The 13,894-nt window shown below is 43.1% G+C and carries 12 protein-coding genes; 8 read left to right on the forward strand and 4 right to left on the reverse strand.

Going from position 1 to position 13,894, the window contains the following annotated elements:
* Positions 1-93: 93 nt before the first annotated feature.
* The 4 genes from ABID99_RS02705 to ABID99_RS02720 all read left to right on the forward strand — a co-directional run bounded on the left by ABID99_RS02705 (position 94) and on the right by ABID99_RS02720 (position 4,862).
* Positions 94-1,875, forward strand: a complete 1,782-nt coding sequence (locus ABID99_RS02705; protein WP_373612755.1) for an aromatic amino acid hydroxylase — start codon at positions 94-96, stop codon at positions 1,873-1,875.
* Positions 1,876-1,993: 118 nt separating this feature from the next.
* Complete coding sequence (locus ABID99_RS02710) at positions 1,994-2,698, forward strand: SDR family NAD(P)-dependent oxidoreductase (protein WP_373612756.1); 705 nt, start codon at positions 1,994-1,996, stop codon at positions 2,696-2,698.
* A 67-nt stretch (positions 2,699-2,765) separates the two neighbouring features.
* Entirely contained in the window at positions 2,766-4,199 is a 1,434-nt protein-coding gene (locus tag ABID99_RS02715) for a PAS domain S-box protein (protein ID WP_373612758.1), read from the forward strand.
* Positions 4,200-4,298: 99 nt separating this feature from the next.
* Complete coding sequence (locus tag ABID99_RS02720) at positions 4,299-4,862, forward strand: DUF6624 domain-containing protein (protein WP_373612759.1); 564 nt, start codon at positions 4,299-4,301, stop codon at positions 4,860-4,862.
* A gap of 261 nt (positions 4,863-5,123) precedes the next feature.
* On the opposite strand, the gene ABID99_RS02725 is transcribed toward ABID99_RS02720, so the two are convergent.
* The gene (locus ABID99_RS02725; protein ID WP_373612760.1) at positions 5,124-5,462 is read right to left on the reverse strand and encodes a single-stranded DNA-binding protein; all 339 of its coding nucleotides are present in this window, start codon (positions 5,460-5,462) and stop codon (positions 5,124-5,126) included.
* A 152-nt stretch (positions 5,463-5,614) separates the two neighbouring features.
* Between ABID99_RS02725 and ABID99_RS02730 the strand changes: the two genes are divergently transcribed.
* The 4 genes from ABID99_RS02730 (at position 5,615) to ABID99_RS02745 (ending at position 9,642) form a co-directional block, all read left to right on the forward strand.
* The gene (locus ABID99_RS02730) at positions 5,615-5,977 is read left to right on the forward strand and encodes a hypothetical protein (protein WP_373612761.1); all 363 of its coding nucleotides are present in this window, start codon (positions 5,615-5,617) and stop codon (positions 5,975-5,977) included.
* 262 nt (positions 5,978-6,239) lie between these two features.
* On the forward strand, positions 6,240-7,796 hold the full coding sequence (locus ABID99_RS02735) for an amino acid permease (protein ID WP_112653578.1): 1,557 nt from the start codon (positions 6,240-6,242) through the stop codon (positions 7,794-7,796).
* A 97-nt stretch (positions 7,797-7,893) separates the two neighbouring features.
* Positions 7,894-9,057: an MFS transporter gene (locus tag ABID99_RS02740; RefSeq protein ID WP_373612762.1), complete on the forward strand. Its 1,164-nt coding sequence runs from the start codon at positions 7,894-7,896 to the stop codon at positions 9,055-9,057.
* A gap of 12 nt (positions 9,058-9,069) precedes the next feature.
* Entirely contained in the window at positions 9,070-9,642 is a 573-nt protein-coding gene (locus tag ABID99_RS02745; RefSeq protein ID WP_090528400.1) for a MarC family protein, read from the forward strand.
* A gap of 133 nt (positions 9,643-9,775) precedes the next feature.
* On the opposite strand, the gene ABID99_RS02750 is transcribed toward ABID99_RS02745, so the two are convergent.
* Genes ABID99_RS02750 through guaA form a run of 3 tightly spaced genes read right to left on the reverse strand, consistent with a single transcriptional unit; the run spans position 9,776 to position 13,681 of the window.
* Positions 9,776-10,945, reverse strand: a complete 1,170-nt coding sequence (locus tag ABID99_RS02750; RefSeq protein ID WP_354486118.1) for an RsmB/NOP family class I SAM-dependent RNA methyltransferase — start codon at positions 10,943-10,945, stop codon at positions 9,776-9,778.
* On the reverse strand, positions 10,942-12,195 hold the full coding sequence (locus ABID99_RS02755; protein WP_373612764.1) for an ABC transporter substrate-binding protein: 1,254 nt from the start codon (positions 12,193-12,195) through the stop codon (positions 10,942-10,944). Before ABID99_RS02755 ends, ABID99_RS02750 begins: the two co-directional genes overlap by 4 nt.
* Positions 12,152-13,681, reverse strand: coding sequence for a glutamine-hydrolyzing GMP synthase (guaA, locus tag ABID99_RS02760; RefSeq protein ID WP_090529629.1), 1,530 nt, complete (start codon positions 13,679-13,681; stop codon positions 12,152-12,154). Before guaA ends, ABID99_RS02755 begins: the two co-directional genes overlap by 44 nt.
* Positions 13,682-13,894: the final 213 nt, after the last annotated feature.

Consider the following 13,894-nt stretch of genomic DNA (forward strand, 5'->3'; position numbering starts at 1 on the left):
CATCAATTTTAATTTCAGAATAATAAACTGAAACTTGTTTTCATGGCAACCATCTGCTAAACTTGGCGTTGTATTATAAATCGCAAGTTATCAATGAGCCATTTTAATGATTTTAATAATCCGCAGGTTGCGGCATTGCCCGGTCATTTAAAACAATTTATAGTCGACCAGCACTACGAGCATTATACGCCTATCGATCATGCGGTGTGGCGCTATGTCATGCGCCAAAATTATAGTTATCTAAAGGATGTCGCTTACTACCCGTACATTCCCGGCTTGCAAAAAGCAGGTTTAACTATTGAACATATTCCCAATTTACAGGAGATGAATGATGCTCTCGGCAAAATTGGCTGGGGTGCTGTTACGGTCGACGGCTTTATCCCGCCGGCGGCCTTTATGGAGTATCAGGCGTACCGGGTGCTGGTTATCGCCGCTGATATACGCCAGTTAAAACATATTGAATACACCCCGGCGCCCGATATCATTCATGAATCGGCAGGGCATGCGCCCATAATTGCCGACAAGGATTACCATGAATACCTGAATTATTTTGGATCGATAGGGGCTAAAGCGATGTTTTCGGCACAGGATTTTGAGCTTTATGAGGCTATCCGCGCACTATCGATATTAAAAGAAATGCCTGATGCTGATGAACAGGAAATACTTAAAGCCGAAGAGCTGGTAACTTATTGCCAGGAAAACATGGGCGAACCATCGGAAATGGCCCTCCTGAGCCGCCTGCACTGGTGGACGGTTGAGTACGGCCTGATTGGAACGCTGGAGCACCCAAAAATCTACGGCGCGGGCTTGCTTTCATCTATCGGTGAAAGTTCAACCTGTATGAATAAAGATGTTCAAAAGCTATGGTATACTATTGACGCTGTTAAATATCCTTATGATATCACCAAGCCACAGCCCCAGCTTTTTGTAACCCCCGATTTTCAAAACCTGATCAGCGTGCTGGAAGAGTTTGCCAATACCATGGCTTTCAGAAAAGGTGGTGCTTACGGATTAAGTAAGGCTGTTGAAAGTAAGAACATCTGTACGGCTGTTTACAGTTCGGGCTTGCAGGTTTCGGGTAACATTACCGATTTTAAGACAGATGCAGGCGGCAAACCTTATTTTATAAAAACCACCGGCCCCACCGCGCTGGCCCTGAGCAATAAACAGTTAAGAGGCCATGGTAAAGATTATCATAAAGATGGTTTCAGCTCGCCGGTTGGTAAATTGAAAGGCTATCACAATACACCTTTGGAGGATTTTTCGGAGGATGATCTTAAAGCAGCGGGTATGATAAAAGGGCTGGGAACCGAACTGCATTTTGAAAGCGGGATCACCGTAAAAGGCATTATTAAAAATATCCTTTCGGAGGATGGCAAAATCTGCCTGGTCACTTTTGATAACGTAACCGTTACTGATGATAATGGAACGGTGTTGTTTGATCCGGCCTGGGGCGTTTATGACATGGCCGTTGGCGAAGAGATCATTTCGGTATTTTGTGGCGCGGCCGACAGGGAAGCTTATGAAACCATTGTTTATAAATCTAAAACAGAAACGCACCATGCCCGGCATGATCATAAAACCAAAGAATTGCACAAGCTTTACCAGCAGGTACGAAATTGCCGCATTAACCATGGTGATTATGGCTTTTTAGGCAATGTATGGCAGCAACTGCAAAAAGACCATCATGACGACTGGCTTTGTGCCCTCGAGATACTGGAAATACTTGACCATGAAGGTGTAGACCCAGTGTTAGCAGCCGAAATCAAGCATTTTCTTGAAGAAAAGGGCCGTAGCGAGCCTGAATATGGTAAGCTCATCAGCGACGGCTTTTACCTGATTAAGCACCCGGTTGAGCAAAAATTGGTAGTTTAGCGTTGATTTATCATCTTAGAGGATAAATCACGCGTCATTGTGAAGAACGAGGCAAGGACGCGTGGGAAATGAAATTAATAATAAATAATCATTCCCCCTTTAGGGGGTTAGGGGGCATATGAACATCATAATAACCGGCGCCAGTAGCGGCGTGGGCTTTGAAGCCGTAATTGAACTGATACTTTCGGGCAGCCATAAGGTAATAGCCCTGGCCCGCTCACAGGATAAACTGGAACGTTTGCTGGAGATAGCACATGGTTTAAACCCCGATTGCCAATTGTTTGCCTTGAAATTTGATATAGTGCATGATGATTATGAAGGTTTGCAACAGTTCATCGCATCGCATTTTGATAACCGGGTTGATATTTTGATTAATAATGCAGGTGTGCTTATCAATAAACCATTTGCCGAATTACGCGAGTCGGATTTTGTAGAGATGCTGCAAAGCAATTTTATTGGTCATGTACGTGCTATCCAGGCATTGCGTCCTTTAATGCCTGCGGGCGCCCACATTGTTAATATTGGCAGCATGGGTGGCTTTCAGGGAAGTGCTAAATTTCCGGGCCTGGCGGCTTACTCAGCAAGTAAATCAGCATTGCACACGCTAACCGAATGTTTAGCACAGGAGTTAACCGAACAAGGGATCAAAGTAAATTGCCTGGCTTTAGGATCGGCGCAAACCGAGATGCTGGAACAGGCTTTTCCGGGTTATCAATCGCCGGTAATGGCATTTGAAATGGGAAAATATATCGCCGATTTCGCCTTAACCGGGAGCAAATTTTTTAACGGAAAAATAATACCTGTAGCAGCAAGTACCCCTTGAAATATTAGATAATATTGCAAACATTTTTTATAACTTAGTTATTATAACTATGTTATACCTGCCGCGTATGGACACAAGGTTTACGTCACTCTTTACTCATTCAAAAGATATTTTTTTTGTCATGGATATGAATGGCGTGATTATGCATACCAATCATGCTTTTCGTAATACTCTTAACTATAGCGATGAGGAGTTAACGGGTATAAATATTGAAGCTATATGCCATCCGGCAGATAAAGAACGCCAGACAGAGTCACAAAACAGCCTTCTGCTTAATAAAAAATTAGTTGGCTATCAAAGCCGTATTAAAGCGAAAGACGGGTGTTACTTTAGTATTATCTGGTCGGTAATACTGAATGAGGATGATAACCTGATTTATTCGAGCGGGAATACACTGGCCGGCATGATCGGTCAATCAGAAGATGATATTGTTCAGCATACTATTCAAAGCCTCAATGAAGGCTTTATTGTACTTAATGCCAACTGGGATATAATTTCCTTTAATCCGGCGTTCCAGGCTATGACTAACCTTAGTTTAACCGAACTTGCTGGGGCCAATTTTATGGAGATTAAAAGTCTTGGTTTAACTGAATCGGTAGAGAGCGAGTTTCAACTTTCATTAACCTGCAAAAAATCCATACAGGTACAATATTTAAATGCCTATTCAAACAGCTGGCTTCGGATCAATATATACCCTTATCAGGACCAGCTGGCTGTTTTTATACGTGATATAACGGAAATAAAAATGCAGGAATGGGTATTGGAGCTTGAAAAGAAGGTGCTGGAATTAAACGCGATGTCACAATATACGCTGGCGCAATCTGCTACCGAACTGCTTATGGGAATTGAAAGGATCTTCCCGGATATGATCTGTTCTGTTTTGGAAGTTGACGATAAGCAGGAGAAATTACATACGCTTGCCGGTCCGAGGTTGCCACAGGCTTACAGTAATCAACTGGAAGGTTTATCAATAGGGCCCAATGTAGGATCGTGCGGTACGTCGGCATTTCACCGTAAGCAGGTTATAGTAAGCGACATTGAAAACGACCCGCTTTGGGCTGATTATGTTGGTCTTGCCAAACCGTACGGACTAAAGGCTTGCTGGTCGTCGCCTGTAATGAGTTCGAAAAACTCGAAGGTTTTGGCTGTATTTGGCATTTATTACCATACCATGCGTAAGCCAAATAAGGAGGAGTTAAATATCATTGAACGCACTGTGAATATTTTGAGGGTGTTGATAGAAAGCAAAAAAACCGAAGATAATATACGAGAACAAAACCACAGGCTGCAAACCATAGCCAATATCAGTTCGCACGAATTGCGTAAGCCCGTAGCTACTATTTTGGGTTTAGTTAATCTGTTTGATAACGATGATCTGCAAAACCCACTCAACAAGGAGATCATCGGGCATATTGATACCACATCGCAGCAACTTGACGGGGTTATTCACTCGATTGTGGAAAGGACCGCGTATATTAAGGCATTCGAGGCTGATGCGTAGGCTTTTTGTCACAGGTGTGTTTTTCTGTTGCTGGGTAATATCTCTTTTGCGCAGGTTACCACGTTCACCATTGATAGTAATAAGTTAAACCGGTCATTAATGATTGTTTTGGATTCTATTTATCAATCAGATCAATCGGTTAGAATAAAATATCTGCGGGCAAAAAGAGATAATGCACAAATCAATGTTGCCGATAGCCTGCAAGAAGTTATGCATAAAACCGACAGTCAAAATTTGATCAGGGTAAATGCTATACTAACAAAGTATGGTTGGCTGGGTCCGCAAAAAGTAGGTATTACGGGAAGTCAGGCACTGTTCCTGGTAATCCAACATGCCGATTTGCAAACGCAGCAAAACTATTTACCAATGATCAGAGCTGCGGAGAAAAATGGCGAAATACTTTCAAGCAACCTTGCTATCCTTGAAGACAGGATCAATATGCGGACCGGCAAGAAACAAGTTTACGGTAGCCAGGGATTTACAGATAAACAAACAGGCAAGATATATATCTATCCTATTGCTGATATTGATCATTTGGACGAGCGACGTAAAGCAATGGGGATGCCACCAATGAAAGATTACTCTAAAAACTGGGATGCCGGGAAATATAAGAAGCAACTGCCAGAGATAGAGAAATTAGCCAGGGAGCAGGTTGTTAAATGACAATACCGGCATGGATGGAAATACATTATAATTAAGATAAGGTTTAGGTTTAAAGCCGCTTTTTATGATATAATTGCTCCGTTCGGTTGACAGAAGGTTATTCCTGCCGGTATTGTCATTGATAAATTTCGATTATGTTATTTGAAAGACATGGTCTTTTATAAAATAGATTTATTCCTCCTTTCGAGATACCAGCCCTACGTTATTCACAGGCTTTACCCGCCAGTGTCCGGTAGCTTTAGGTATCTCGCCATTTGCTTTTCAGCCTTTAGCACCCACTTTTAAAAATTCGTTAACCACTACTTCAGATACGTAGCGTTTAATGCCATCCTTATCGGTATAGTTACGATTGGCCAGTTTACCCTCTACAGCAACTTCATCGCCTTTTTTTAGCAGGTCTTCGGCAAGTTTGGCTTGTGTGCCCCAGAAAATCAGGTTATGCCATTGGGTGTCGGTAATTTTTTCGCCTTTGTCATTTTTGTAGCTTTCGTTGGTGGCGATGGATAGGCGTACCATTTTTTTATTGCTGTCGAATACTTTTACTTCCGGATCCATACCTAAGTTACCTACAAGGCGCACACTGTTTCTTAATGAGTTCATAGTTTTAATATTTATTGTTTAATGTTTGTTTGAATCAACAATACAAAGGTGCGGCAAGGCAAAATAGTTAACCGGATATTAACCGTTTATAGTCGATAGTATCCGTTTGCAAGCGTTTGCAAACGGATAGAATAATCGTTACCTTTATCATTATGAACCAGGAACGAGTTTGTTTAGATTGCGGTACGCCGTTACAAGGCCGTGCGGACAAAAAGTTTTGTAATGATCTGTGCCGCAATAATTACAATAATCAGCTCAATAGCAGCAGCTACAATCTGGTGCGTAATATCAATAACATCCTGCGCCGTAACCGCCGTGTGCTGGAAGAACTGAACCCCACGGGCAAAACCAAAACAACCCGAAAAAAGCTTACTGCAAAAGGTTTTGATTTTGACCATATTACCAGTATCTATCAAACCAAAACCGGGTCGACCTATTTTTTCAACTATGAGTATGGCTACCTGTTATTAGATAATGATGAGGTACTGCTGGTGAAACGGGAAGGGGAGCAGTAGCATTTTGCTTGAGTAGCAGTAGCAGTTTATAGAGAGTAGCAGTTTGCTGTGGGATTTGCCGGTTTATTTGCTTTGAGCTTTAGGCGTTCTGCATTCAGCTTTAAAATCCGATTCTCTATAGATTTAATAGCATTTGACAGTTTAATATTTTGATAATTAATACTTAACTGTTGTTTCATTCGGCGCTTTATGTTTTCAATAAATTTAAGTACGTTTGGGGAAATGTAAATTTTTAATTTTTGACTGATCTTACTAATTTAAAATGAAATTATTTATTAAAAAACCGATTGCTCAACTAATGGCTGCTTCGGCAGAGACGGAGAAGTCGCTCAAGAGAACCTTAGGCGTTGGCTCACTTATAGCACTCGGTATCGGCGCAATTATAGGTGCCGGTATTTTCGTTCGTACGGCAGCTGCGGCAGGTGAACATGCCGGCCCTGCGGTTACCATCTCTTTCCTTATAGCAGCCGCCGGTTGCGCCCTGGCCGGATTGTGCTACGCAGAATTTGCCAGTATGATCCCCATCGCAGGATCTGCTTATACCTACTCTTACGCTACCATGGGCGAGTTTATTGCCTGGATCATTGGCTGGGATTTAGTGCTTGAATACGCGCTTGGTGCCGCTACAGTTGCAATTGGCTGGTCGCAGTATTTTAATGAATTTTTAACCACTTTCTTTAACGTGCATATACCATACGCATGGTCGCACTCGTTTATGGAAGTGTCAAATACCACTGCAGGTATGTACGCCGCCGAAATGGGTACAAGAGGTATCGTGAACCTGCCGGCTATTCTGATCCTGTTCCTGTTAACGCTGTTATTGATTCGTGGTACTGCAGAATCGGCAGTTGTGAATAATATCATCGTAATTGTAAAAGTTGCCATTGTATTGATGATCATTGGTTTAGGCTGGCACTTTATTAACCCGGCTTTCCATACCCCATATACTATCCCTGCCGATGCAGGAAAAATTAAAGTGAGTGCCGGAGTAGTTGACTATGCCGATACCTTTAACCATGGATGGCTTGGCGTATTACGCGGAGCAAGCGTTGTGTTTTTCGCCTTTATTGGTTTTGATGCAGTTTCAACTGCTGCCCAGGAAGCTAAGAACCCACAGAGAGACATGCCAAAAGGTATTTTGATATCGTTAGTGTTTTGTACTGCACTTTATATTCTGTTTTCGCATGTGTTAACAGGTTTAGTATCATACAAAGATTTCCTGATCCAGGGTAAAGAAGCTTCAGTAAGTTACGCTATCAAAACCGCTATGCCTGGTTATGGATGGTTGGCTTCATTTGTTACTGTATCGATACTTGCAGGTTTCTCTTCGGTAATCTTGGTGATGCTGATGGGCCAGACCCGTGTATTTTATACTATGAGCACCGATGGTTTGATCCCTAAAGTATTCTCAAAGCTGCACCCTAAATTCCGTACGCCTTACAAATCGCAATGGTTATTCTTTGTGTTTGTGTCATTGTTTGCCGGTTTTATTCCTGATAAATATGTAGGGGATATGGTGAGTATAGGAACACTGTTTGCTTTTGTGCTTGTATGTATTGGTATCTTTATTTTAAGGAGAACCGACCCTGGCATTGAACGCCCGTTCAAAACTCCGGCTTATATGATAGTTTGCCCGCTTGGCGCCCTCATATGTCTGTGTATGATTGCCAGCGAAGGCTGGGAAAACTGGGCAAGGCTTATTGTTTGGTTACTGATTGGTTTTGCCGTTTACTTTGGTTACAGTATCAAACGTTCACATGTACGCCATGGTAAAGTTGAAGGTGCTAATAACCCTATCAACCCTAAATTTGTTGAGTAATCATAACAATGTTATCATAAACAAAAAAGGTTCTGAATTTTCAGAACCTTTTTTGTTACATTCTCTTTTTATACCAGTAAACCAATAGAACCGCTTCATGAAGGGGGATAAAAACCTGTGGGTATTAGTATTTGTGTGTATCATCAACTCCCTGGGGTTCGGCATCATTGTACCGATACTTTACTCATACGGTAAAACCTTTGGCGTTACCGGCGAAACATTAGGCGTTTTAACAGCCTCCTTTTCAATAGCTCAGTTTTTTGCCACGCCGGTGTTGGGTTCCCTGTCTGATAAATGGGGGAGGAAGCCTTTGCTGGTGATCAGCCTGGCAGGTACCTGTATTTCCTTTATTCTGTTTGCCGAAGCGAGGAGTATGATCATGCTTTTTGCAGCCCGGATTTTGGACGGGCTAACAGGAGGAAATGTTTCTGTGGCACAGGCCATGGTATCGGATACGGCAAGGCCGGATAATAGGGCAAAAAGGTTCGGTATACTAAGTTCTGCCTTTGGGTTTGGCTTTGTGATTGGGCCTGCCGTTGGCGGTTTCCTGAACAGGTATGGTATGCAGGTACCTTTCTTTTTTGCGGCTGGCATTTCACTTATAGGCACACTTTGCAGCCTGTTCTTTTTAAAGGAAACCAACCCGCCCGATAAAACAAAAAAGAATTCAGAAAAAACTAAATTTTCGTTTACCTCGCTGATAACTACACTTAAACGGCCGGTTATTGGCACGGCCGTATTTACAGGCTTTATGCTCACCATGGCGCAGTTTACCATGATTATCGCATTTCAAACTTTTACTGTTGATGTATTGAAGATCAACCCTACACAGATCGGTATTCTGTACGCAGGTTTCGGCGTGAGCGGTATTATTATGCAGCTTTGTGTGCCGCTGTTCACCAAATGGTTTTCATCTAAATCAATGATCCTTTTGCTCTCTACTTTTCTTTGCCTTGCGGCGATGTTTGTAACCGGGCTCACCAATCATTTTATTCCTTTTGTTATAGGTATCTGTATTTATGGCCTGTTCAACGGTCTGCGTAATCCTATGCTCAACGCAATAATTGCCGATCATATTGACCATAAAGAACAAGGCAAAATATTGGGCATCAACCAGTCGTATGCTTCCATAGGGCAAACCCTTGGTCCGGTTACGGCCGGCTTTGCAGCTTTGCTATCGGTACATGCTATTTTCTTCTTATCTTCATGCTATATTTTAGCTGCGTTGCTATTAAGTATCCGGTTAAAGAAAAAAGAATAAATTTAAGAGACCATGCCGCACCCATTTATTTTTAAGGAGATCATTTCGGTTACGATGATCCTTTTTGCTATTATTGATATTTTGGGCGCCATACCAGTCATTATTCAGCTTAGGCAGCGTGTAGGTCACATCGAATCGGAAAAGGCCAGTATAGCCGTGCTTGTGCTTATGGTGACCTTCCTTTTTATAGGAGATGAACTGCTTGCTGTAATAGGTCTGGATATTTCTTCATTTGCTATCGCAGGCTCGCTGGTGATCTTCATTATAGCCATGGAAATGATTTTAGGTGTCGACTTTTTTAAAGAGGAATTACCACAGGCTGCGTCCATCGTACCACTGGCTTTCCCGCTTATTGCAGGCGCTGGTACCATGACCACGCTGTTATCTTTGAAATCGCAATATCAGACGCAGAATATACTTGTGGGCATTGTGTTAAACACACTTGTGGTTTATTTGGTACTTAAGAACGTAAAATGGCTGGAAAGGTTGCTTGGGCCGATAGGTTTGAGCGTATTGCGTAAAGCATTCGGGATTATTTTATTGGCTATAGCCATTAAGCTTTTCAGGAGTAATACGCATTTGTAGCCCCCCAACCCCCTAAAGGGGGAGTTTGAAAAAGCATTTTGCTGATTTTTGCTGTCGCCCAGCCAAATAAAGAGCGATGAAAAAATGTTTTATTGACATTGACTGGCTGGACAGTGTAGTGGGATCTCCCCCTTTAGGGGGCCGGGGGGCTCAGCCTTGCCACAAACATGGTATCCGCCTTACGCTCGTATCCTTTTAATACCGCTTTCTCTTCCAGTTTTAAACCAAGCTCGTTTACCAGGTAGTCAACCACATCTTCATTTTCACCTTTAAAGGCAGAGCAGGTGATATAGATGAGTGGCTTACCGGGTTTAAGATATTTAACCACGTTTTGGGCGATGCTTTTTTGTAGCTTTTGGAAAAACTCAATCTTATGCACATCAAACTGGACTATCATTTCAGGAGTACGTCCCCAGGTGCCCGAGCCACTGCAGGGGGCATCAAGGATGATCCCGTCGAATGCATAATCATGCATCACCGAGTCAATGTTTTGGGTAAGGTCGAGGGCTTTTTTCTGATATTTGGTTAATCCGGCCAATTGAAAGCGCTCATCAAGGTTAGCCAGGATAGATTCGCGGATATCGGATACAACCAGTTTAATATTAGGCTCATCCTCATGCAGTAATAGCGATTTACCGCCCGATGCCGCGCATGCATCCCACCAGCTATCCCAGCGCTGTGGTTTAAAGTAATTACCTGTTTGTTGCGATGAATAATCCTGCACCTCAAACCAGTGTTGTTTGGGGAAAATGGTTTCGAGGCGTGTACCATTTGGCAGCGAATAACAGCCATTACCTTCGTCTTTAAATACAACCTGGGCTTTGGTTAGTTCGGCTTTTACCAAATGATCATAACCGTTGCGCACGCGGATAAACAGATCGGGCTGGCAAAAAAATGATTTCAGGAAAGCTTCTTTATCAATCCCGTCTGAAAGCTGGCTGCTCCATGGGAAAACATCTGCCAGTTTAAAATCAGGGTAGGCGGTTTTTACAAGGGCCAGTTTATCATCGTCATTAAAACCAATACAGGCAGCCCATTCTGGTTTGAAGTGTTGCAGGTAAGAGTTGGTTTGGGTATTGCATAAAAATTCGGCAACCATTAGCCGCTCATCTTCAGGTAAGTTTGGAAGTGCCCTGCCCAGGCGAAAATAATTGTATACTAACCGGTTGGCAACCCGCCTGTCGGTTGAGCCCATTTGTTTGTTTTGCCGGTAAAATCCGGGTAAAAATTTACTTAGTGGCGTATCGGCAGGGTATTCACCCAAAATTCGCTGAAACGTTTTAAGCTGGTTTATGGCCTTCATTCTACCTGTTTTAGCTCAAAGTTAGTGTACATTAATATATTTACGTGGGTGTTGATCCAGCCCAGCCCCGGCTTTTTTATAAAATGAAAACTGTTATGCAGGCCGGTAAAATCGGTTCCCTCAATTGACGCTAATCCTTTATCGGCAAAAAGTTGCCTGCCAAAGTATAGCCCTTCATCAAAACCCTTAATGGCGTATTCGGTCGGTTCAACGTGATAAGCCCGCCTATAGTTACGTAAAAATGTTATTGTAGCCCCGGCTTTGTAATTGATTTTTTCGGTTGAAGTGATATGCGTGTTCAGGCGCTGTAAAAGTTGCGGTTTCAGGAAGCTAAACTTCTCCCAACTCGGGTGCCCAAACACCATAACCGGGTAATGTTTGTTCAATGTATCTAACGACCGGAGGGTTACACCTAAAAATGCCTGATCGGTTGCAGGGATCACAAACACATTTTTTTCGGTTTTTGATAGCTGCGGCAGCAGGCTACTCAGTTTGCCCCGTATAACATATACGTTGGTGACCTTTACCTTCTTTTTGCTTAAGCTGTCGATAGCCTTTTTAAAATTAACAGCGTAATCATTTTCCTGGTTAAAGCCCGAACGCAGAATAAAGATTTTTTTAGGCTTAACCGTTCTGTTAATGTATTCGGCAGCGCCCCATGCGTGATATTCAAGCGGCGGAATAGCAGTGATTAAATTTTTGCTTTTAATTGTGCTTGGATTGGCAGGCGATAAGGGAGATAAAATTGGTCCCTTTGAATAAGACAGTGCGCCTGAAAACGCTTTTACACCGTCCGGGAAAACCGGGCCGACTATCAGATCGCTTGAACGTACAAACGCGTTTAAAGCCAGATCATGTGCCTGCATAGCCTCATCCTTTGAATCAAAGATCTGCAGCTTATAATTATTTCCGTAAGCAGTAAGCGAATCGAGGGCGAGTTTAAATCCCTGGTAATATTCAACAGCGATATTGGCCTGGCTTAATTGTATAGGGCTATATTTTTGAGCTGGATTTAAATGCTCAAGATTCAAAGGCAGGATCATGGCTATAGTAGCTACCTTTTGCTCCGGGGCTTTGATCGGTTTTTCGGAGGTATTATCGGGCTTTTTTTCGGTGTCAGTCGGTTTTTTTATAGTAGTTGCTACCGGCCGCGTTTTGGGTGAACACGCGGCCAGCAGCAAGGCTATACAAAAAAACGGTAACCACTTATTCCCACTCAATGGTGGCCGGTGGTTTTGAACTGATATCATATACTACCCGGTTAATTCCTTTTACGTTGTTGATGATCTCGTTGCTGATCTTGGCCAGCAAGTCGTACGGTAAATGGCACCAGTCGGCGGTCATCCCGTCAACTGATTCAACAGCACGGAGACAGATCACGTTTTCGTAAGTACGCTCATCGCCCATTACGCCTACCGACTGTACCGGTAAAAATATAGCGCCGGCCTGCCAAACTTTATCGTAAACCCCGGCAGCACGTAAATTGTTTATATAAATTGCATCAGCTTCCTGTAATATCGCTACTTTTTCAGGCGTGATGTCTCCCAAAATCCTGATAGCCAGGCCCGGGCCCGGGAAAGGGTGGCGACCTAAAATATTAGGGTCGATACCTAAAGCTTTACCTACTTTCCTTACTTCGTCTTTAAACAAAGTGTTAAGTGGCTCAACTACTTTAAGTTTCATAAAATCAGGCAGACCGCCAACGTTGTGGTGCGACTTGATGGTAGCTGAAGGGCCTTTTACTGATACCGACTCGATAACGTCGGGATAGATTGTGCCTTGGCCAAGCCATTTCACATCCTGTACCTCATGCGCGGCATCATCAAATACTTCGATGAACACCCGGCCGATAGCTTTACGTTTCTTTTCAGGATCGGTTAAGCCGGCAAGCGCGTCATAAAAACGTTGTTTGGCGTCGATGCCTTTTATGTTTAAACCCATGTGCTGGTATGAATCAAGCACCTGCTCAAATTCATCCTTACGCAAAAGGCCGTTATCAACAAATATACAGTGCAGGTTTTTACCGATGGCATGATGCAATAACACTGCGGCAACCGATGAATCAACACCGCCTGATAAACCAAGTACTACCTTATCATCGCCCAGTTTTTCGCGCAGAGCGGCAACTGTGGTTTCGATGAATGAATCAGGTGTCCAGTCTTGTTTGCAACCGCAAATGTCAACCAAAAAGTTTTGCAGCAATTGTTTACCATCAATACTGTGGGTAACCTCCGGGTGAAATTGGATGCCGTAAGTTTGGGTACCGGTTACCTGGTAAGCGGCAACTTTAACGCTATCGGTACTTGCAATTACCTCAAAGTTATCGCCAATGGTAGCAATGGTATCGCCGTGCGACATCCACACCTGTGAGCCACCAGGAACATCCTTAAACAATGGATTATCTTGTTTAATATATTCCAAATTGGCGCGACCGTATTCACGGGTACTTGAAGGCAATACTTCGCCGCCATGAAAATGGGCAACATACTGCGCACCGTAACAAACACCTAAAATAGGGCGTGTGGTATGGAATTTTTCAAATTCGAAATGAGGAGCATCTTCCTGCCTTACAGAATAAGGGCTGCCGGAAAGAATGATACCTTTTACAGTGCTGTCAATTTCGGGATAATGATTGAAGGGGTGGATCTCACAATAAATATTGAGCTCCCTGACGCGGCGCGCTATAAGTTGGGTGAATTGCGAACCAAAGTCAAGAATGAGGATTTTTTCTTGCATGGGCAAAGATAGGATTTTGATTTCGGAATTGGGAGTTGGGATTTCGGATTTTTTTATTTGATGATTTGCCGATGAACTTGCGCTCATTTGTGATGAGTGCTTAATATGGTTCCGCATTTGTAATGCGATTCGCGATGCAATCGCTGAGCCACGTTAAGCGCTCGTTGCAAACGGGCGCAAGTAGATTTTCAGGACAAGACACGGATCCACCTG

The organism is Mucilaginibacter sp. OAE612, from assembly GCF_041806395.1.
Classification (GTDB): Bacteria; Bacteroidota; Bacteroidia; order Sphingobacteriales; family Sphingobacteriaceae; genus Mucilaginibacter; species Mucilaginibacter rubeus.

Excerpts from the sequence above, each read along its gene's own strand:
- ABID99_RS02705 (WP_373612755.1), top strand. The coding sequence starts at position 94 with ATGAGCCATTTTAATGATTTTAATAATCCGCAGGTTGCGGCATTGCCC.
- guaA (WP_090529629.1), bottom strand. The coding sequence starts at position 13,681 with ATGCAAGAAAAAATCCTCATTCTTGACTTTGGTTCGCAATTCACCCAA.
- ABID99_RS02755 (WP_373612764.1), bottom strand. The coding sequence starts at position 12,195 with ATGATATCAGTTCAAAACCACCGGCCACCATTGAGTGGGAATAAGTGG.
- ABID99_RS02735 (WP_112653578.1), top strand. The coding sequence starts at position 6,240 with ATGAAATTATTTATTAAAAAACCGATTGCTCAACTAATGGCTGCTTCG.
- ABID99_RS02725 (WP_373612760.1), bottom strand. The coding sequence starts at position 5,462 with ATGAACTCATTAAGAAACAGTGTGCGCCTTGTAGGTAACTTAGGTATG.
- ABID99_RS02715 (WP_373612758.1), top strand. The coding sequence starts at position 2,766 with ATGGACACAAGGTTTACGTCACTCTTTACTCATTCAAAAGATATTTTT.
- ABID99_RS02720 (WP_373612759.1), top strand. The coding sequence starts at position 4,299 with ATGATTGTTTTGGATTCTATTTATCAATCAGATCAATCGGTTAGAATA.
- ABID99_RS02750 (WP_354486118.1), bottom strand. The coding sequence starts at position 10,945 with ATGAAGGCCATAAACCAGCTTAAAACGTTTCAGCGAATTTTGGGTGAA.
- ABID99_RS02745 (WP_090528400.1), top strand. The coding sequence starts at position 9,070 with ATGCCGCACCCATTTATTTTTAAGGAGATCATTTCGGTTACGATGATC.
- ABID99_RS02730 (WP_373612761.1), top strand. The coding sequence starts at position 5,615 with ATGAACCAGGAACGAGTTTGTTTAGATTGCGGTACGCCGTTACAAGGC.
- ABID99_RS02740 (WP_373612762.1), top strand. The coding sequence starts at position 7,894 with ATGAAGGGGGATAAAAACCTGTGGGTATTAGTATTTGTGTGTATCATC.
- ABID99_RS02710 (WP_373612756.1), top strand. The coding sequence starts at position 1,994 with ATGAACATCATAATAACCGGCGCCAGTAGCGGCGTGGGCTTTGAAGCC.